Source organism: Streptosporangium sp. H13245 (assembly GCF_055690525.1).
Genome location: NZ_JBSZKT010000001.1, coordinates 555,014 through 571,882 on the forward strand (window position 1 = coordinate 555,014; position 16,869 = coordinate 571,882).

The window sequence follows — 16,869 nt, forward strand, 5'->3', positions numbered from 1 at the left end:
TTCGTGGCCGCCCCGGCGCCGTTGGCTCGCCGGGGCGCGCTACGCCTCGTCGTCGGGGTCGGCGATGCGGTACCCCACTCCGGGGGTCGTCGTGATGATCGGCGGGCTCCCCAGCTTGCGGCGCAGCCTTCCGATGGTCACGGTGACGGTGTTGGTGAACGGGTCGGCGTTCTCGTCCCAGACCTGTTCGAGGAGGTCCTCGGCGCTCAGGAAGGCGGGGCTGGCGCGCAGGAGGGTTTCGAGGAGCGCGAACTCCTTGACCGAGAGGTCGAGTTTCCGGCTGTCACGGGTGGCCGTACGGCGTACCGGGTCGAGCTCGATTCCGACCGCGCGCAGTGTCCGCGCGCGGGCGGACGGCCGTCGGCGGGCCAGGGCGTGGACGCGCAGGACCAGTTCGGGGAAGTGGAAGGGCTTGGCGAGGTAGTCGTCGGCGCCCAGGGTGAGGCCGCTGACCCGGTCCCCCGGAGAACCGGCCGCGGTCAGCATCAGGACCATCGCGCGGCCGTCCCGTTCGGTGATCATCTGGCAGAGGGTGTCGCCGTGGATTCCGGGAAGGTCGCGGTCGAGGACCACCACGTCGTACGCGTTGAGATCGAGCTTCGCCGCGGCGGCCAGGCCGTCGTGGGCGACGTCGACGGCCATGCCCTGGTCCCGCAGGCCCTCGGCCAGGACCTCGGCGAGCGGGCGCGCGTCCTCCACCACCAGGATCCTCACGCGACACCACCTTCCGGATCCTTCGGGTCTTCCGGGCTTCCCTGGCTTTCCTGGCTTTCCGGTGCTGGCTCCGGCGGCAGCGACACGGTGACGCGCAGGCCGCCTTCCGGCCCGGCGTCCAGGGCCAGTACGCCGTCGTGCGCGCTGACGACGGCCTCGACGATCGACAGGCCGAGGCCGGAACCGGTCTCGGAACCGGTCCGGTCGGCGGCGAGCCGCCGGAAGGGCTCGGCGAGCCGGGCGACCTGGGCCGGGTCGAGAACCGGCCCGTCCGTCTCCACGACCAGCCGCACCGAGTCGTTCCCGGTGCTGGTCACAAGCCGGATCGAGCCACCGTGCCGGTTGTGGACGACCGCGTTGTCGATCACGTTGTCCACCATGCGGGACAGCAGGACCGGGCTGCCCCGGGTCCACGCGGTGCCCCGAATCCACGCGGCGTCCCGGATACGTAAGGCGTCCTGGGTCCGTGCGTCGTCCCCAGTCCGTGCGGGGTCCCCGGTCCGTACGGTGTCCCGGGTCTGTGCGGTGTCCTCGGTCTGTGCGGTGTCCCGGGTCCATACAGCGTCCCCGGTGTGGATCTCGACGGTCAGGTTCCGCTCCGCGATGTCCGTCGCGCGGGCGGTCAGCGCCTCGGACGCCAGGGTGCCGAGCGAGACCGGGACGCCGTCCCGGAACTCGCCGTGCCGCGCGCGGGCGAGGTCGAGAAAGCCTTCCAGAAGGCTGTCGACCCGGTCGAGTTCGGTACGCAGCCGGTCGGCGAGCGCCAGCGTCTGCGGTGGCACCGGCCGGGGCTTGGCCACGGCCACGTCCAGTGACGCCCTCATGGTCGTCAGCGGGGTCCGCAGCTCGTGGGAGGCGTTGGCGACGAATCGGCGCTGGGCGGCGAAGGACGCCTCCAGGCGTTCCAGCAGCCCGTCGATGGTGTCCGCGAGGTCTTTGACCTCGTCGGCGGGGCCCGGTACGGCCAGCCGTTCGTGCAGGTTCTCGGCCGAGATCCGCCGTGTCGCCGAGGTGATCGTCCGCAGGGGGCGCAGCACCCGTCCGGCCACGGCCCTGCCCAGCGGGAACGAGATCGCCGCCATCACGACCAGCGCGATCACCGAGCCCACCAGGAGCTGGCGCGACTGGACCGCGTGGACGCCCGAGAGCTGCGCTTCGAGCTGGTGGACGCGCTCCTGGGCGTGGGTGAGGCCGGGTTCCTGAACGGGAGGGTGCTGGCCGGGCACCGGCTGGGTCGCGCTCATTCCGGTGGCCAGCAGGTTGGTGAGGGCCAGCAGCCCCACGCCGGACAGGAGGAACAGGACGGCGTACAGGATGGTGAAACGCTGCCGTACTGTCCGCCTCGGTGGTGTGGGGCGTCGCGGCTTGCTCATCGGTCCTCTCCCGTTCGCGTGCGGACCTCCAGGATGCGGTGCCCGACCTAACAGCGGTGTGACAGGGGTGGTTCGGGCCGTGTTATGGCCGGATCCGTAGAACCGGACCCGTGCGAAGAACCCACGAAGCAACCACCGAGCCACCCTTGCCCCTGACCGCACAGGTGCGGCGGGAATGGACCGCGTTCCGCACCCGGGGCCGGGTGATCGCCATGGTGGCCGCGATCCTCGTCACCGTCCTGTCCGGGCTGCTCTACGCGATCACGCTCGGCAGCGGCTCCCACTGCAGCCACGGCCCGATAGAGGTCCCCTGTCCCACCGATCCGGCCGGGCCGGACGGCCAGGCGGTGAGTGACACGTTCTACTTCGTCCACCGGCCCATGGGCGAGAACGGCAGCATCACCGTCCGCGTGACGTCCATGACGGGCATCATCACCTACCCGCCGCCCGACCACGACGAGATCGTCCCCGGCCTCGTACCCTGGGCGAAGGCCGGTGTGATCATCAAGGACGGCACCACGCAGGGCTCCTCCTACGCGGCGCTGATGCTCACGGGCTCGCACGGCGTACGGATGCAGCACGACTACGTCCACGACACGGCCGGTCGCGCGGGCGGCGTCTCGGCGGGAACACCGCGCTGGCTGCGCCTGACCCGCTCCGGCGATACCATCACCGGCCACGAGTCCGCCGACGGCACCCGATGGACGAAGGTCGGCACCGCCCACCTCACCGCGCTGCCCAAAACGGTACGGGTCGGGCTCTTCGTCGCGTCCCCGGGTGACCTGACGCTCACGCCCGTCGCCCTCGGCGGAAGCCTCCCGGCGTCGCGCTTCACCCAGGCCACCGCCACCTTCGACCACATCGGCCTGGAGGGCGGCGCGTCCACCGGCGCGTCCACCGGCGAATGGAGCCGGGGCAGCGTGGGCGAGATGGGCCACACCGACTGGGAGAAGTACCACCGGGCGGCCGGGCTCGTCGAGTCGGACGGCGCGTTCACCGTCACCGGAACCGGCGACATCGGACCGGCCGGTGCCGAGGGCGGCCACGCCGTGGAGAGTACCCTCGTCGGCCTGGTCATCAGCCTGATCATCGTGCTGGCGGTGGCCGTGCGGTTCGTGACCGGCGTCGCGCCCCCCACCGGCCGGACGCTGGCGGCGAAGGCCCTCGTGGTCGGCGCGGTCGCCTTCCTGGCCGGGCTGGTCACCGCGGCGGTCGTGGTGCCGTTCGGCCCCGGGGTCCTGCGCGCCAACGGCCTCGGCGTCATCCCGGTCCCGGCCCTCACGGGACTGCGGGTCGTCGTCGGCGTCGCGGCGCTGCTCGCGATCGCCGCCGTCCTCGCGCTCGCCCTCGGCGCGCTGCTGCGGCGAACCTGGGCGGCGATCCTCCTCGCGGTCTCGGTGGTCGTCCTCCCGTACCTCCTGGCGGCCGTGCCGCTTCTGCCCGACGAGACGGCCAGGTGGCTGCTCCGCCTCACCCCCGCCGCCGGTTTCGCCGTCAAGCAGACCGTTCACGAGTACCCGCAGGTGGTCGCCCACTACGCGCCGTCCGGGGGCTACTACCCGCTCGCCTGGTGGGCCGGGTTCGCCGTGCTCTGCGGCTACACCGCGGTCGTCCTCGCCCTGGCCCGCTTCCGGCTACGCCGCCCCGCCTGAGAGGAGGGACACGAGCCAGGTCCCCGCCACGACGCCCGAGCCGGAGCCCTCACCCAAAGGGCTCTGGCCAGATTCGTGGTGTATGCGCTACATTTCACCTGTAAGAAGTTTCTTACAGGTGAAGGAGCATCATGACAGGGGCCGTGCCGACCGGCGACGAACTGGTCGTGATGCTCGCGGCACTGGCCAACCCGCTGCGGCTGCGCATCGTCGCGAGGCTCGCCGACGGGCGTGACTACGTGAGCCACCTGGCCCGCGACATCGGGATCAGCCGGCCTCTCCTGCACATGCACCTGCAGCGGCTGGAGGCGGCCGGGCTGGTCGTCGGCAGCCTTGAGCTCTCGGAGGACGGCAAAGCCATGAAGTACTACGAGGTCACGGACTTCCACCTGCGCCTGACCGCCTCGACCGTGGCCGAGTCGGTCAGGACCCTCACCCGATCGGACCCGGAGAAGGGTCCCGCACCCAAGGAGCAGCCCTGAATGGACACGACGACCTGGCCGGGCACGGTCCTGATCCTGGGCCTGTCACTCCTGGCCCTCATCCTGCTCATCGGCATCTCGGCGACGGTCCTGGAGTACCTCAAGCTGAAGACCTCCGACGCCGTCCAGGAGGACCTGCGCCAGCTCGTACGCCGATACGAGCAACTCGCCGAGAACACCATGGACGCCCAGCAGCGGATGTCGGCCGACCTCTCCGACGTGCGATCGCGCGCGGCGTCGATCGAGCAGATCCTGCGAACCGTCGAATGAACACGCACCCCAACGTTCGAGGAGAACACGATGAAGGCGATCGTCCATGAGAGATACGGCTCCGCCGACGTTCTGAGGCTCGGTGAGGTCGACAAACCGGTGCCCGGCGACAACGAGATCCTGGTGCGCGTCCGCGCGGCGTCGGTGGCCCACGGCGACCTGGTGACCATGACGGGTCTGCCGTATCTGGGCCGCCTGGCGTTCGGGCTGCGCGGGCCGAAGCGGAGGGTTTTCGGCCGGGACATCGCCGGGGAGGTCGAGGCCGTCGGCAAAGGCGTGACGCGGTTCCAGCCGGGCGACGAGGTGTACGTCGAGGTCGCCGGCGGAGGCTTCGCCGAGTACGTCCGCGTCACCGAGAACCTGCCCGGCCTGAAGCCGGCCAATCTGACGTTCGAGCAGGCGGCGGCGATGCCCTGTTCGGCGAACACCGCGCTGCAGGGTCTCCGCGACCGTGGCGGGATAAAGCGGGGGCAGAAGGTCCTGATCAACGGGGCGTCGGGAGGGGTGGGCACCTTCGCCGTACAGATCGCCAAGTCGTTCGGGGCGGAGGTGACGGGGGTGTGCAGCACGAGGAACCTGGAGCTGGTCCGCTCGATCGGTGCCGACCATGTCGTCGACTACACCCGGGAGGATTTCACCAGGGGCGGCCGACGCTACGACCTCATCTTCGACCTGGCGGGCAGTCACTCGCTGTCCGACTGCAGGCGCGCGCTGAACCCCCGGGGGACCCTTGTCCTGGCCAGCTCGAAAGGCGGCAAGTGGTTCGGGCCGATTGGCCGGCTCGTGAGGGCGATGGCGCTGTCGCCGTTCGTACGGCAGAGCCTGCGCCCGTACACGGCGACGCGGAGCCAGAAGAACCTCGCCGACCTCAAGGAGCTGGTCGAGTCCGGGCAGGTCACACCGGCGATCGACAGGACCTACCCGCTGAGCGAGGTCCCCGAGGCGATGCGCTACTTCGGCGAGGAGCACGCGCGGGCGAAGGTCGTCATCACCATGTGAACCACGTGAGGCCCCCCGGGCCGGGTCCCCGCGACGCGAGGGGGGACCACGGATCGTAATTCGGTCGACAGCGGGGAACGGCCGCTGTCAGCATGGCCCTCATGTCGCGAGCGTAGTAACACCTCGATCACTGGTAGGGGACGGTTCCCGGAGCCACAGGCCCGGTGTGGAGACCACCGCCCCGATTCAGGCTGCTCACTGTCAGCGGCGCCCCGGCCTGACCGCGCGCCGCTCACCCGTCCGGACGACGAAGGTCCGGTAACGGAGCCGACTGTGATCGATGTGCAGGCGTCGAGGACGCCGAGAAGAGGACCTCTCACATGGAAATCCACGAGTACGCGAGGTATGACGGTGTCGGACTCCGGAAGCTGATCGGCTCCGGCGAGGTCACCGCGAAGGAGGTCGAGACCGTCGCCCGGCAGGCCCTGGAGGCGGCGAACGCGGAGGTGAACGGCCTCGCCCTGCCGGTGTTCTCTCCGGCGCTCGACCACGCCGACGACGGGCCGTTCGCCGGGGTGCCGTTTCTGATCAAGGACCACGGGCCGGTGGCGAAGGGGGTTCCGTTCTTCCTCGGGAGCCGGAGCCTGCCGGGCATCGTCAGCGGGCACGACAGCGATCTCATGGCGCGCTTCCGGGCCGCGGGCCTGGTCACCCTGGGCCTGACCACCGTGCCGGAGATGGTGATCAGCTTTTCCACCGAGTCGGTCAAACACGGGCCGACGCGCAACCCGTGGGATCCCGAGCGGGGCGTGGGCGGATCCAGCGGTGGCGCCGCCGCCCTGGTCGCCGCCGGTGCCGTACCCGTCGCGCACGGCAGCGACGGAGCCGGGTCCATCCGGATCCCGGCCTCCTGCTGCGGGCTGGTCGGGCTCAAGCCGAGCCGGGGCCGGGTCCCGTGCGGGCCCGACCTGGGAGAACCGATGCTCGGGATGGCGTACGAGTTCGGGCTGACGCGCACCGTCCGCGACGCCGCGCACCTCCTGGACGCCGTCCAGGGTCCCGGTGTCGGCGACAAGTACACCGCGCCGCCTCCGCGCGGCCGGTACGCCGACGAGCTGGGGATCGCCCCCGGCCCGCTGCGGGTGGCCGTGACCACCAGGGCGTGGTCGGGCGCGGTGGTGGACGGCGAGGTGGCCGCGGCGGCGGTCCGGGTCGGCCGCGTGCTGGAGAAGACGGGTCACACCGTCACCGACGCGAGCCCGGTGGTCGACTGGGACGACGTCATGCGGAGCACGGTGGCCGAAGCGGTCGCGATCGCCTCCCCTCTGCTCATGGCCCCGAGGCGACCCGACCCGGCCAGGCTGGAGGCCGTCTCCAGGCGGCTTCTGCGGGTGGCGAGGGAGTACAGCGCGCTGGACATGATGGCAGCCTTCGGCGCGCAGAACCGGGTGACCCGCTCGGTCGGCGCGTTCTTCACCGAGTACGACCTGCTCGTCACCCCGACGCTGGGACGGCTCCCGGCGCCTCACGGCACCCTGCGGTACGACGACCCCGATCACACCCTGACGAGCTGGCTGACCTCGATCTTCGACTACGGCCCGTTCACCATGGTGTTCAACGTCTCCGGTCAGCCCGCGATCAGCCTGCCGCTGGGCCACAGCGCCAGCGGGCTGCCGATAGGGGTGCAGATCGTCGCCGCCTACGGCCGGGAGGACCTGCTGTTCAGGGTCGCCGCCCACCTGGAACAGGCCATGCCCTGGAAGGACAGAACCCCCGGGCTCTTCGTCGGGAGGCGCTGAGCGAGGCGGCTTCGCGGGCCCGCTCTCCTCGAAGAGGGCGGGCCCGCTCCCTCACGCCGGGGAGAGTCCAGCCGTATGGCGGTCGCGCCCTAACGCCCAGCCCGGTGGACCTACCCGGTCATCCTGGGGAAATGAGGTCGCCGGTACGCGCGGGGTTGACGCGCTCCGGCTGGCACGTATCTTTCATTTAAGAAAGTTTCCTAAGAATTCCCTCCACTGAACATCCCCGAAGTAAGGCGCGAACCGGGGTGTACGGAACGTGAAACGGCCAGCTGTCACCAGTGCTAGGAGAGGGTATGAGAAGAACCCTGCGTGTCCTCGCCGCGACCGTGCTCGCGGTGGGAGCCGTCAGCGTCGGGTCGAGCGTGCTGAACCCGGCGTCGGCAGGAGTCAACGACTGTGAGTACGCCTTCGGTCAGAACTCGTTTTCCGCCCGATGCGCGACGAGCGGCCCCGCCTACGAGTTCCGCGCGTGGGTTCAGTGCGTCAACGGCCGCAGGGACGGCGGCTGGGTGACGACCAACAGCGGCCAGTGGAGCGTGGCGAGCTGCGGGCCGTGGTGGATCGACCGCCTGAGCTACGGCACGGACGCGCGCCCCCTCCCCTGACACGGGTACGGCGGGCCGGCCGCCGCGCTTCTCACGAAGAGCTCCCATCGAGATGAGCGATGACCGCGCCCGTCGCCTACCGGGGCCACCCCTGCGCGCGCCGGGTCCGGCCCTACGGGACGTCCAGGTCGTGGAACCCGGCGTACAGGTCGCGCATCAACTCGGCGAAGGAACCGTGCCTCGGCACCTCGCCCGCCCAGGAGAACATCTCGTAGGCGGCCCATTCTCCGTGCTCGTCGACGTCGTCCGGGTCGAGGAACAGCACCCCCGCGTCCGCCTCCTCCGAGATCATCAGCACCCGCGTGAGGGCCGACCCCTCGGCCCTGGTCGGGTCCAGGTCACGCAGCCACCCGAGGTCGCCGGTGCCGCGCACCTCGCCCCCGAAGTATCCCGCCTGCTGCCAGCCGTCACTGGCCAGCAGGAACTCACGAAACGACGGCGGCAGCACGCACCCCAGCCGCGCCTCCGCCGCCGCCACCTGCTCGGCGGAGGCCGGTGGAAACCCGAACCAGTCGTCGGTGACCGGCTTGTTCAGCGACGAGTACGGTCTCCGATCCGTGGCGAGCAGATCCTCGTTCCAGCGCTCCAGGAACGACTTCCAGGCGGTACGGTCCACGGGGCACTCCTCACGCATCGGTGATGTCGCGCTCATCACAGCAGAAGCCACCGACATCGAAAGGCCACCCGAGGCCGCGGTGACGGTGCCGAGGAGCCAACGCGGCGTTGACGCGAGCCGAGGCCGCGGTGACGGTGCCGAGGAGCCAGCGCGGCGTTGACGCGAGACAACTTCACAGGGGCGGGTGTGCCTTCGACCTCACGGCCGCGCCCGCGTCGGCAGGGTGAGGATCTCGGCTCCGTCGTCGGTGATGGCGATCGTGTGCTCGCTGTGTGCCGTCCGGCAGCCCGTCGCACTTCGGAGCGTCCACCCGTCGGTGTCGGTGACGAGCTCGGCGGTGTCGACCATGACCCAGGGCTCCAGCGCTAGCAGCAGCCCGGGGCGCAGTTTGTAGCCACGGCCCGGCCTTCCGGTGTTCGAGATGTGCGGGCCCTGGTGCATCGTCGATCCGATGCCGTGCCCCCCGAACTCCGTGTTGATCGAATACCCCGCCTCGCTGAGGACCGAGCCGATGGCATGGGAGATGTCGCCGATGCGGGCCCCGGGCCCGGCGGCGGCTATCCCCGCGCTCAACGCGCGTTCGGTCGCGCTGATCATCGCGACGCTCTCCGGGGGTTTCGCGTCGCCCACGATGAAGCTGATGGCGGCGTCCGCGGCGACTCCCCCTGTGGAGACGGCGAGGTCGAGTGTCAGCAAATCGCCGTCGGCGAGCGCGTAGTCGTACGGCAGCCCGTGGAGTACGGCGTCGTTGACGGACGTGCAGATGTGGTGGCCGAACGGCCCGCGTCCGAAGGACGGCTCGTAGTCGACGTAGCAGGACTGCGCCCCAGCCTCGATGATCATGCCCTTGGCCCACCGGTCGACGTCCAGGAGGTTCGTGCCGACCGCACTGCGGCTCCTCAGCGTCTGCAGGATGTCGGCGACCAGGGCGCCCGTCTCTTTCGCTCGGGCCAGTTCGGCGGGGTTCAGGATCTCGATCATGCGGCGCCCTTCTCACGTATCCAATAACTATACCGGCCATATTATCCCGGTACTAGAATCGGCCCCATGGTCAGACTGCCGCTCACACCCGCGGAGGTCGAGCGCGGACAGCGTCTCGGCGCCCTGTTGCGTCTCGCCAGGGGAGAACGCTCGATGCTCGAAATCGCGCTCAACGCACGCGTCTCACCGGAGACCCTCCGGAAGATCGAGACGGGCCGCGTGGCGACCCCCGCCTTCCCGACCATCGCGGCGATCGCCGATGTCCTCGGCCTCTCCCTCGACACGGTGTGGGCCGAGATCAACCGGCCCGAACACGACGCCGAACCGACCGGCTCCGGTCAGAACGCACGTGAGCGGCTGGCCTCGTAGGTCTCGGTCCCGCGGCTGCGCCGGGGCACGTCGTCCCGCTGTCCCGGCAAGCGCGTTTCGCCCTGGCAGTCGCGTCCGGCCATCCCGTCGCCTCCGGAAAACCGTCACGCGCACGCGCCGGGCCGGGTGCCGTCATCCGGTCCGGGCGCGGCGGGAGACAGCCCAAGTCGGCGTACCGCTGCCCGGTCGACCTCCGGCCGCCCTACTGTGGAATGGTGTTCACCGACACCGACACCGACATCGACGCATTCCAGCGGACGCTCGCGGCCAGCGGGCTGGCGCCCGTGCTCAGCGGGCGGCACGAGACGGGGGAGTTCCGGGCCCGCGTCGTGGCCCGCACCCTCGGGCCTCTCCGGCTGATCGAGCTGGTCACGCCCGAGGGCGAGTGTTTCCGGGACGCCCGCTGCGCCCGCGCCGACGACGAGGGGCTGTGGCAGATCGACCTGATGGCGCGGGGGCGGGCGCGCGTCGAGCAGGGCCGCGGCACCGCCGATCTCTCACCGGCCGACCTGGTCCTCATCGACCCGGCCCGGCCGGTCCAGTTCGCCAGTACCGCCTCCACGCACGTGACCATGCTGGTGCCCCGGCGGGAGCTGCGGCTCCGCCCCGGTGACGCCGACCGCCTGGCCGGTGTACGCATCAGAGGCGATCACGGCCCGGCGGCCCTGGTGTCCTCGCTGGCGCGGGACATGGCCCGGTCGCTGACCGGGTTCCGCGCCGACGAGGCGGACCGGTCGGCGGCCGCGGTGATCGAGCTGATCTCGGTGGCGCTGGAGGCCCAGCTGGGCGACGTGCGCCCGGTCCCCGACCAGGTGCTGCGCGACCGCGTTCTCGGCTACATCGAGGCGCGGCTGTCCGACCGCGATCTCGTCCCGGCCGGGATCGCCGCGGCCCACCACATCTCCGTACGTCGGCTCCACAAGCTCTTCGAGGACCAGCCACTGACGGTGGCGGCCCTGATCCGCCAGCGGCGGCTGGAGCGGTGCCGCGCCGACCTGGCGCGAGACGGCCGGACGGTCGCGGCTGTCGCCGCGCGCTGGGGATTCGCCGACCCGGCGCATTTCAGCAGGCTTTTCAAGGCGACGTACGGCTACAACGCGGCGGCGCTGATGTCCAGTAACCGTGCACGGACAGTCAAGGCGCTCGTCGGCCGGCCCGGCGAGGATGGAGGCGCACACATCACGGAAGGGTGATCGTATGGAACAGTCGGTCGAGGCGATGAGCGCCGTTCCCGGCCGGATGCACGAGGCGTGGAACCGCGGGGACGCCGCCGGTTTCTTCGCCGACTTCGCCGAGGACGCCCTGTTCGCGGAGCTTGAGGGAACCATCCACCGAAGCCGCGCGGAGATGATCGCGGCGCACGAGGCACTCCTCGGCACGGTGATGAAAGGTTCGCGGCTCGTCCGGGGCGAGGTACCGTTCGCCCGGATCGTCGCTCCGGGCGTCGGCGTGCTCCACGGCCGCGTCGGCATCCTCATGCCGGGCGAGGAGGAGCCGCCGCCGACGCGCTTCTCCATGCAGCTCTTCGTCATGGTGTGGCGAGACGACCGCTGGGTGGTCGTAGCCCTGGAGAACGCACGCGTGCTCTCCCTGGAGGGCATGGCCGCCCTGGAGACCCTGACCGCCGGATAGCGGAGATCCGCTGTGCGCGAGATGTGACCACGAATGTTCGAGGTATTGGGGTCAGGCAGGTCCCAACACCTCCAGCCGGTGGAGGAATCCGCCCCCGCATCCCCCGATCAGCGGCTGCGGCAGGGGCCTTTCCACGTGGTCGTCACCCGACGCCCACGCACACCAGCCAATGCTTCCCCCTGGAGAAACAATGAAGATCATCCGCTGTTCCGTCGCCATTGTCATCGCCGCCGCTGCCGTGACCGGCATCGCCGGGACGACCGGTGCGGCTGCCGACAGCTCCCAGCAGCCCGGCCGCTCCTCCTTCGCGTCGGCCGAGAAGGCCGGCCCGCACTGGCAGCACGGGAAGCCCGCGATCGCCATCGCCTGGGAGAGGGCGTGGAACAGCAAGGACCCGAAGCGTCTGGCCGCCCTGTTCACCGGCGACGGCCGCTACAGCGACCACGCCCTCGGCCAGACCTTCAAGGGCCGCGACGGGGTCGCCCAGTGGGCGGCCGTCACCAAGCAGTTCGTCGGGAACGCCAAGGTCAAGGTCAGCAGCGCGTTCGCCGACGACGGCCAGGTGGCGATCAGCTGGACGTTCAGCGGGCACCTGACCGGGGCGCCCAAGCCGTTCTCCGTGCCCGCCGCCACCATCCTCAAGATGCGCGGGAACAAGATCGTGGCGAACGACGACTACTACAACCGGGCCGACGTGCTGAGCCAGTCCGGCCTCCCGGCCGACACCGTCTTCAACTGACTTCGACTGACTTCGACTGGCGACCTAGGGCCTCCTGGCGTACGCCGCCTCGCCCGGGTGGGAACACTCACCCGGGCGAGGCGGCGTCCCGGCCCGGGAAGTCTCCGAGTCCTTGATCGCAAGACGCGTTCTCACGCAGAATCAACGTCATGACGGCGCTGGACGGTACCGAAGATCGATTTCCTCTCGATATCCAACTGTCGGGCTTCGGGATTCACCTACGCGAGTGGACCGACGAGGACCTGCCCGTCATGGTCGCCCTTTTCGACGAACCGCAGGTCGCTCACTGGACTCCGCTACGTTCGCCGTTCGACGTCGACGCCGCCCAGGAGTATCTGTCCCGGTCGCGGAGAGCGCGGGCCACTGATCGCGGCATACAACTCGCGATCACCAGGGACGGTGGTGAGGCACAGGGAGAAGTGCTGCTCTTTCGGATGGCCGACGAGCCCGGTGTGGCCGAACTCGCCTACGCCGTCGGCGCCCGGCACCGGGGAGCGCGGCTGGCGGCTCGCGCTGTCGAGTTGATGGCCGACCACGCCCGCACCTCACTCGGGATGCGCGGCCTGGTTCTACGAATCGATCCGGCGAACGCGGCAAGCGTCGCGGTGGCGCGGGCCACCGGCTTTCAGATGGCCGACGATGAGCCGATCACCTTTGAACGCGGGGGCCACGACATCACCCTGTACAGATGGCGCCGCGATCTCCCCCTGTGAGCAGCCGCGTTGTGACTATTCATTGGCCTCGGTTCGACGAACGATCTCGTCGACGACGTGCGCGAGCGGTGCGGTGGCGTCGATTGGGGTGCCGTTTTTCGGAATATCCTCTCTCGTGCGGTGCAGTCGCACGATGAGCTCCCGTTCCGCCTGTTTGCCGCCCCACTCATCCGCCGGCCGCCGGTCAAGCCGCTGATTCAGCGTGTCGAGGTCGATTTCCAGGACGAAAACGCCGTCGAATAAATCGATGAACTGGGAAAAGTTCCTGGAACCACCACAGAAGAACGTTACCGCCTCACCCCGGTCGGCAACCAACGCCCTCACCTTGCCTACCGGCCAGATGTGGTTCTCGTGCCCCAGGTCACTCGTCGGCCTGCCTGTTTCCGGATCGCCCTGATAAGCCAGGTCCGTGTCACCGTTGATGGCATGATAGCCGCGCCGCCGCAATTCTTTGCATACCGACGTCTTGCCGGTGCAGGAAACTCCTTCAATCAAATAGTTTCTGATGCCCATCGCCGGAGTATAACCGAACCCCTAAATATCGTCATCGATTTTTTCCGGGCCGCCGACGGCTCGGTGTCACGGCGGTTTCCGTCTCCGGCCATCCGCGTTCGGGTCCACCGCGCAGGCGGGTGAGTGCTCGCGGGGTGAGGTGTCGCGCGAGCTCGTCGAGGAGGGTGACGATCTCGGCGACCCGTCGCGGGTCGTCGGTGTCCAGGACTGCCGCCAGCGCGGTGTCGACGGGGGCCGACCTGACCTCGTTCACCCGGTCGGAGGCCTCGGGTGCGGGCTGGATGAGGAGACGGCGGCGGTCGCGGGAGTCCGGTTCGGTGACGACGTGCACCGGCTGCTGGCCACCCTCACCGACAGGCCGGTGCTCATGCTCGGCTGCAGTCTCGGCGCCTCCATCGGGTTCCATCTGGCCGTCGACCACCCCGGCCAGATCGGCACGCTCGTCGCCCACGAGCCCGTCACCCCGCGGCTGCTCCCCGCCGACCAGCGCGTCCACCACGAGCGGGAACTCGCGCGCATCCAGCGGATCCACCGCCGCCACGGCCTGGCCGCGACCTTCGAAGCGATCGCCGAGGTGCTCGGCATCGACCCCGCCAACCCCGACGCCGAACCCGGCCTCACCCCGCAGCCGATGACCCCCCAGCGGGTGCGCGACTTCGACTTCTTCATCGAGCACGACTTCACCGCGATCATCCGCGACACCCTCGACGTCGCCGCGCTCACCGACACCCAGACCCGCATCGTGCCGGTCGCCGGTCGCACCACCCCGCGCACCGTCTTCGACAACAAGTGCGCCTTCACGCTGGCGGACATGCTCGACATCGAACCGCATCAGTTTCCCGGCGGCCACAACGGCAACACCACCCACCCCCGCGCCTTCGCCGCCCGCCTACGCGAAGTTCTCTGACGTCGCCCCGCAACGGCGTCCTCCCGATACGCCTAGCGGGTGAGCCCGAAAAGACGACCTTCGAAGAACCGCGGGACCGAACGACGGACAGGACGCGCATCGGCCATGTGGGAGTGCCGGGGACTATCAGGGAAAACTCTGTGCGCTTTCACACCACTACTTCCACCACTCAAGCCCCATATCTCTTCAAGTGCCACAAAAAGATATATCTCCTGCTCAAGGCGTACATCTAGCCTTATTCGGGAGATGGGAACAAGCGAAAGAGCGCCCTTTCGTCTTGACGAAGACACCGGATGGCATGAGCATGGAATCTGTTGTTCATTTTCCCATGTATGGAAACAACCAATTCGGTCAACAATTATTCGCGGGTGCGGTTTCTCTCCCGTGACACGAGCAGGGCGATGAGTGCCGACTCCAGTTCCAGGAACCAGCGACCCGAAGATCATGTCAACGAGCTGAGCGGAACCGTGCTGGGGTCGGCGATCCAGGCCCGGGACGTCCACGGCGGGATCCACCTGCATCAGGCGTCCACCCCCCTGCCCCGGCCGACCCAGCTGCCGGCCGGCGGCATCCTGGTCGATCGTGCCGAGACGCTCGCCCTGCTGGACGCCGTGCGTTCCGGCCGCGGAGGGACGGGGATGCCCAAGGTCGCCGTCGTCAGCGGCCCGGTAGGCATCGGCAAGACCGCGGTGGCGTTGCACTGGTCGCACCGGGAGCGCGGCGCCTTCCCTGACGGTCAGCTCTTCGCCGACCTGCGCGGGCACGCCGTGGACGCCCCCGTGCAACCGGCGGAGGTGCTGGGGCGGTTCATCCGCGCCTTCGGGGTCGCGCCCGGACGGATCCCCGGTGACCTGGCGGAGCGTTCGGCGCTCTACCAGTCGCTGGTGAGCGGGCGCCGTCTGGTCGTCGTGCTGGACGACGCCCTGTCGGCGGCCCAGGTGAGCCCGCTGCTGCCGGCGTCCGCGGACAGCGTCGCGATCGTCACCAGCCGGTGGCGGCTCGCGGGACTGCTGATGCGCGGGGCGAGGGGGGTCCAGCTGGGCCGACTCAGTCCGGCCGCGGCGCTGACGCTGCTGGAACGGACCGTCGGCGACGACCGGGTGCACGGCGAGCCGGAGGCGGCCGGCGAGCTGGTGGAACTGTGCGCGCGACTACCGCTCGCCCTGTGCGTGGCCGCCGCCCGGCTGGCCACCAGGCCGCACTGGCCGCTGTCGGAAATGGTGGAGGCCCTCAGCCACGAGCGGCAGCGCCTCAGCGAGCTGTCGGTGGAGGACGACATGACGATCCGGGCCGCCCTCACGCTCTCCTACAGGGGACTCGCCCCGCCGGAGGCGGCACGCGTCTACCGGCTGCTCGGGCTCTTCCCCGGCACCACCTTCGACAGCCGGGCGGTGGCCGCGACGATGGGGCTCCCCCTTGTCGAGGTCCGTCACCTGCTGGCGGTCCTGACGGATGCCAACCTGCTCGACGACGTGCCCGGCGGGCACTACCGCTTCCACGACCTGACCCGGCTGCACGCCCGGGAGCTGGCCGAGCAACTGGACTCCGAGGCGACCCGTGAGAAGACCGTGCGAAGGACGCTCGACTGGTTCCTGTACACCGCCTGGAGCGCGAGCCAGGTCGTGCTGCCGTACCGTCGGGTCTCCCGGGAGGCGGTGGTCCACGAGCCCGCCGAGCCGGTCGTCTTCACCGGCCCGGCGCAGGCGCTCGACTGGCTGGAGGGCGAGTTCGCCAACCTCAGGGCCGCCGTCCGTACCGCGTTCGAGCGAGGTCTGTTCGACGTGGCCTGGCAGCTGGTCGACGGCCTCTGGCCGCTGTTTCTGTACCGAGGTCATCACGCGGAACGGCTGGAGGTCGACAGGCTGGGCCTGGCGGCGGCGCGCGCCTGCTCGGACTCCCCGGGCGAGGCCAAGATGCTGAACCGGACCGGTCTGGCGCTGCGCACCCTCGGCCGCCTGGACGAGGCCGCCGACGACTTCCGAAAGGCGTTGGAGATCTGGCGTCGCGAGGGAGACCGGCAGCGGGTGGCCGGCAGCCTGCGCCGGTTGGGCCTGGTGGAGAAGGACCGGGGGCGGGTCGACGAGGCCATCGCGCTCTTCGGGGAGGCACTCGACGGCTACCGCGCGATGGACAGGTCACGCAAGGTGGCCCTGACGTTGTGCGACCTCGGCGACGCGATGATCGGGAGGGGTCGCCAGGCGGAGGCCGTCGAGTGCCTGACGGAGGCGCGGCGGCTCCTCACGCCGGAACCCGACCCCTACAACCAGGCACGCGTGCTCGTCCTGCTCGGCCGCGCGCGGGCCGGAGGACCTGCGGCGGCGGCCGATCTCCTGGGACGGGCGCTGGAGGAGATGCGGCGGATCGGCTCGGACAGCGGCGAGGCCCAGGCCCTGGAGGCACTCGGAGACCTCGCCCTGGAGAACGGCCACCGGGACGACGCTCGTGAACATTACGAGGAGGCGCGGCGGATCCTCGTCCGGCGGGGAGCACGGAGCGAAAGGCTGGACGATCTACTGTCCCGTCTGGACGGAAACTGAGGACGCGCGGCGGATCCTCGTCCGG

General features: G+C 70.0%; 18 protein-coding genes. 13 read left to right on the forward strand and 5 right to left on the reverse strand.

All coding sequences use genetic code 11. The annotated features are described in order from the left end of the window. Nucleotides 1-39 precede the first annotated feature (39 nt). Together ACW9TB_RS02675 and ACW9TB_RS02680 are read right to left on the reverse strand one after the other, a co-directional pair. Nucleotides 40-714, reverse strand: a complete 675-nt coding sequence (locus ACW9TB_RS02675; protein ID WP_472746281.1) for a response regulator transcription factor — start codon at nt 712-714, stop codon at nt 40-42. Further along, on the reverse strand, nt 711-2,087 hold the full coding sequence (locus tag ACW9TB_RS02680) for a sensor histidine kinase (RefSeq protein WP_472746282.1): 1,377 nt from the start codon (nt 2,085-2,087) through the stop codon (nt 711-713). The genes ACW9TB_RS02675 and ACW9TB_RS02680 overlap by 4 nt, the downstream gene beginning before the upstream one ends. Before the next feature lie 146 nt (nt 2,088-2,233). On the opposite strand from ACW9TB_RS02680, the gene ACW9TB_RS02685 reads away from it, so the two are divergent. The 6 genes from ACW9TB_RS02685 (at nt 2,234) to ACW9TB_RS02710 (ending at nt 7,837) form a co-directional block, all read left to right on the forward strand. Next, nucleotides 2,234-3,739 carry a DUF1349 domain-containing protein gene (locus tag ACW9TB_RS02685; RefSeq protein WP_472746283.1) on the forward strand — a complete coding sequence of 502 codons (1,506 nt, stop codon included), beginning with the start codon at nt 2,234-2,236 and terminating at the stop codon, nt 3,737-3,739. Between the two features lie 131 nt (nt 3,740-3,870). Next, entirely contained in the window at nt 3,871-4,221 is a 351-nt protein-coding gene (locus tag ACW9TB_RS02690) for an ArsR/SmtB family transcription factor (RefSeq protein ID WP_472746284.1), read from the forward strand. Beyond that, nucleotides 4,222-4,491: a hypothetical protein gene (locus ACW9TB_RS02695; RefSeq protein ID WP_472746285.1), complete on the forward strand. Its 270-nt coding sequence runs from the start codon at nt 4,222-4,224 to the stop codon at nt 4,489-4,491. Nucleotides 4,492-4,521: 30 nt separating this feature from the next. Next, a complete protein-coding gene (locus tag ACW9TB_RS02700; protein ID WP_472746286.1) occupies nt 4,522-5,490 on the forward strand; it encodes an NAD(P)-dependent alcohol dehydrogenase in 969 nt (322 codons plus the stop codon). A 320-nt stretch (nt 5,491-5,810) separates the two neighbouring features. Then, nucleotides 5,811-7,229 (forward strand): amidase, encoded by a 1,419-nt coding sequence (locus ACW9TB_RS02705; protein WP_472746287.1) that lies wholly within the window; start codon nt 5,811-5,813, stop codon nt 7,227-7,229. Nucleotides 7,230-7,525: 296 nt separating this feature from the next. After that, nucleotides 7,526-7,837: a hypothetical protein gene (locus ACW9TB_RS02710; RefSeq protein WP_472746288.1), complete on the forward strand. Its 312-nt coding sequence runs from the start codon at nt 7,526-7,528 to the stop codon at nt 7,835-7,837. Nucleotides 7,838-7,949: 112 nt separating this feature from the next. Here the strand turns inward: ACW9TB_RS02710 and ACW9TB_RS02715 are convergent, their stop codons facing one another. Continuing rightward, entirely contained in the window at nt 7,950-8,453 is a 504-nt protein-coding gene (locus tag ACW9TB_RS02715; protein WP_472746289.1) for an SMI1/KNR4 family protein, read from the reverse strand. Nucleotides 8,454-8,651: 198 nt separating this feature from the next. Next, entirely contained in the window at nt 8,652-9,434 is a 783-nt protein-coding gene (map, locus tag ACW9TB_RS02720; RefSeq protein WP_472746290.1) for a type I methionyl aminopeptidase, read from the reverse strand. A 66-nt stretch (nt 9,435-9,500) separates the two neighbouring features. Between map and ACW9TB_RS02725 the strand changes: the two genes are divergently transcribed. The 5 genes from ACW9TB_RS02725 (at nt 9,501) to ACW9TB_RS02745 (ending at nt 12,887) form a co-directional block, all read left to right on the forward strand. Further along, entirely contained in the window at nt 9,501-9,803 is a 303-nt protein-coding gene (locus ACW9TB_RS02725; protein ID WP_472746291.1) for a helix-turn-helix domain-containing protein, read from the forward strand. 215 nt (nt 9,804-10,018) lie between these two features. Further along, nucleotides 10,019-10,996, forward strand: a complete 978-nt coding sequence (locus tag ACW9TB_RS02730) for a helix-turn-helix domain-containing protein (RefSeq protein ID WP_472746292.1) — start codon at nt 10,019-10,021, stop codon at nt 10,994-10,996. Nucleotides 10,997-11,000: 4 nt separating this feature from the next. Further along, nucleotides 11,001-11,435, forward strand: a complete 435-nt coding sequence (locus ACW9TB_RS02735; RefSeq protein ID WP_472746293.1) for an SgcJ/EcaC family oxidoreductase — start codon at nt 11,001-11,003, stop codon at nt 11,433-11,435. 190 nt (nt 11,436-11,625) lie between these two features. Continuing rightward, nucleotides 11,626-12,174: a nuclear transport factor 2 family protein gene (locus ACW9TB_RS02740; protein ID WP_472746294.1), complete on the forward strand. Its 549-nt coding sequence runs from the start codon at nt 11,626-11,628 to the stop codon at nt 12,172-12,174. A 149-nt stretch (nt 12,175-12,323) separates the two neighbouring features. Continuing rightward, a complete protein-coding gene (locus tag ACW9TB_RS02745; RefSeq protein ID WP_472746295.1) occupies nt 12,324-12,887 on the forward strand; it encodes a GNAT family N-acetyltransferase in 564 nt (187 codons plus the stop codon). A 15-nt stretch (nt 12,888-12,902) separates the two neighbouring features. On the opposite strand, the gene ACW9TB_RS02750 is transcribed toward ACW9TB_RS02745, so the two are convergent. Next, complete coding sequence (locus ACW9TB_RS02750) at nt 12,903-13,400, reverse strand: AAA family ATPase (protein WP_472746296.1); 498 nt, start codon at nt 13,398-13,400, stop codon at nt 12,903-12,905. Between the two features lie 139 nt (nt 13,401-13,539). Here ACW9TB_RS02750 and ACW9TB_RS02755 point away from each other — a divergent pair, with 139 nt between their 5' ends. Together ACW9TB_RS02755 and ACW9TB_RS02760 are read left to right on the forward strand one after the other, a co-directional pair. Next, entirely contained in the window at nt 13,540-14,307 is a 768-nt protein-coding gene (locus tag ACW9TB_RS02755; protein WP_472746297.1) for an alpha/beta fold hydrolase, read from the forward strand. Between the two features lie 332 nt (nt 14,308-14,639). Next, nucleotides 14,640-16,844, forward strand: coding sequence for a tetratricopeptide repeat protein (locus ACW9TB_RS02760; protein ID WP_472746298.1), 2,205 nt, complete (start codon nt 14,640-14,642; stop codon nt 16,842-16,844). Nucleotides 16,845-16,869: the final 25 nt, after the last annotated feature.

Coding starts and splice junctions, on each gene's coding strand:
- ACW9TB_RS02680 (WP_472746282.1), bottom strand. CDS start 2,087: ATGAGCAAGCCGCGACGCCCCACACCACCGAGGCGGACAGTACGGCAG.
- ACW9TB_RS02690 (WP_472746284.1), top strand. CDS start 3,871: ATGACAGGGGCCGTGCCGACCGGCGACGAACTGGTCGTGATGCTCGCG.
- ACW9TB_RS02695 (WP_472746285.1), top strand. CDS start 4,222: ATGGACACGACGACCTGGCCGGGCACGGTCCTGATCCTGGGCCTGTCA.
- ACW9TB_RS02700 (WP_472746286.1), top strand. CDS start 4,522: ATGAAGGCGATCGTCCATGAGAGATACGGCTCCGCCGACGTTCTGAGG.
- ACW9TB_RS02705 (WP_472746287.1), top strand. CDS start 5,811: ATGGAAATCCACGAGTACGCGAGGTATGACGGTGTCGGACTCCGGAAG.
- ACW9TB_RS02710 (WP_472746288.1), top strand. CDS start 7,526: ATGAGAAGAACCCTGCGTGTCCTCGCCGCGACCGTGCTCGCGGTGGGA.
- map (WP_472746290.1), bottom strand. CDS start 9,434: ATGATCGAGATCCTGAACCCCGCCGAACTGGCCCGAGCGAAAGAGACG.
- ACW9TB_RS02725 (WP_472746291.1), top strand. CDS start 9,501: ATGGTCAGACTGCCGCTCACACCCGCGGAGGTCGAGCGCGGACAGCGT.
- ACW9TB_RS02735 (WP_472746293.1), top strand. CDS start 11,001: ATGGAACAGTCGGTCGAGGCGATGAGCGCCGTTCCCGGCCGGATGCAC.
- ACW9TB_RS02740 (WP_472746294.1), top strand. CDS start 11,626: ATGAAGATCATCCGCTGTTCCGTCGCCATTGTCATCGCCGCCGCTGCC.
- ACW9TB_RS02745 (WP_472746295.1), top strand. CDS start 12,324: ATGACGGCGCTGGACGGTACCGAAGATCGATTTCCTCTCGATATCCAA.
- ACW9TB_RS02750 (WP_472746296.1), bottom strand. CDS start 13,400: ATGGGCATCAGAAACTATTTGATTGAAGGAGTTTCCTGCACCGGCAAG.
- ACW9TB_RS02760 (WP_472746298.1), top strand. CDS start 14,640: ATGGAAACAACCAATTCGGTCAACAATTATTCGCGGGTGCGGTTTCTC.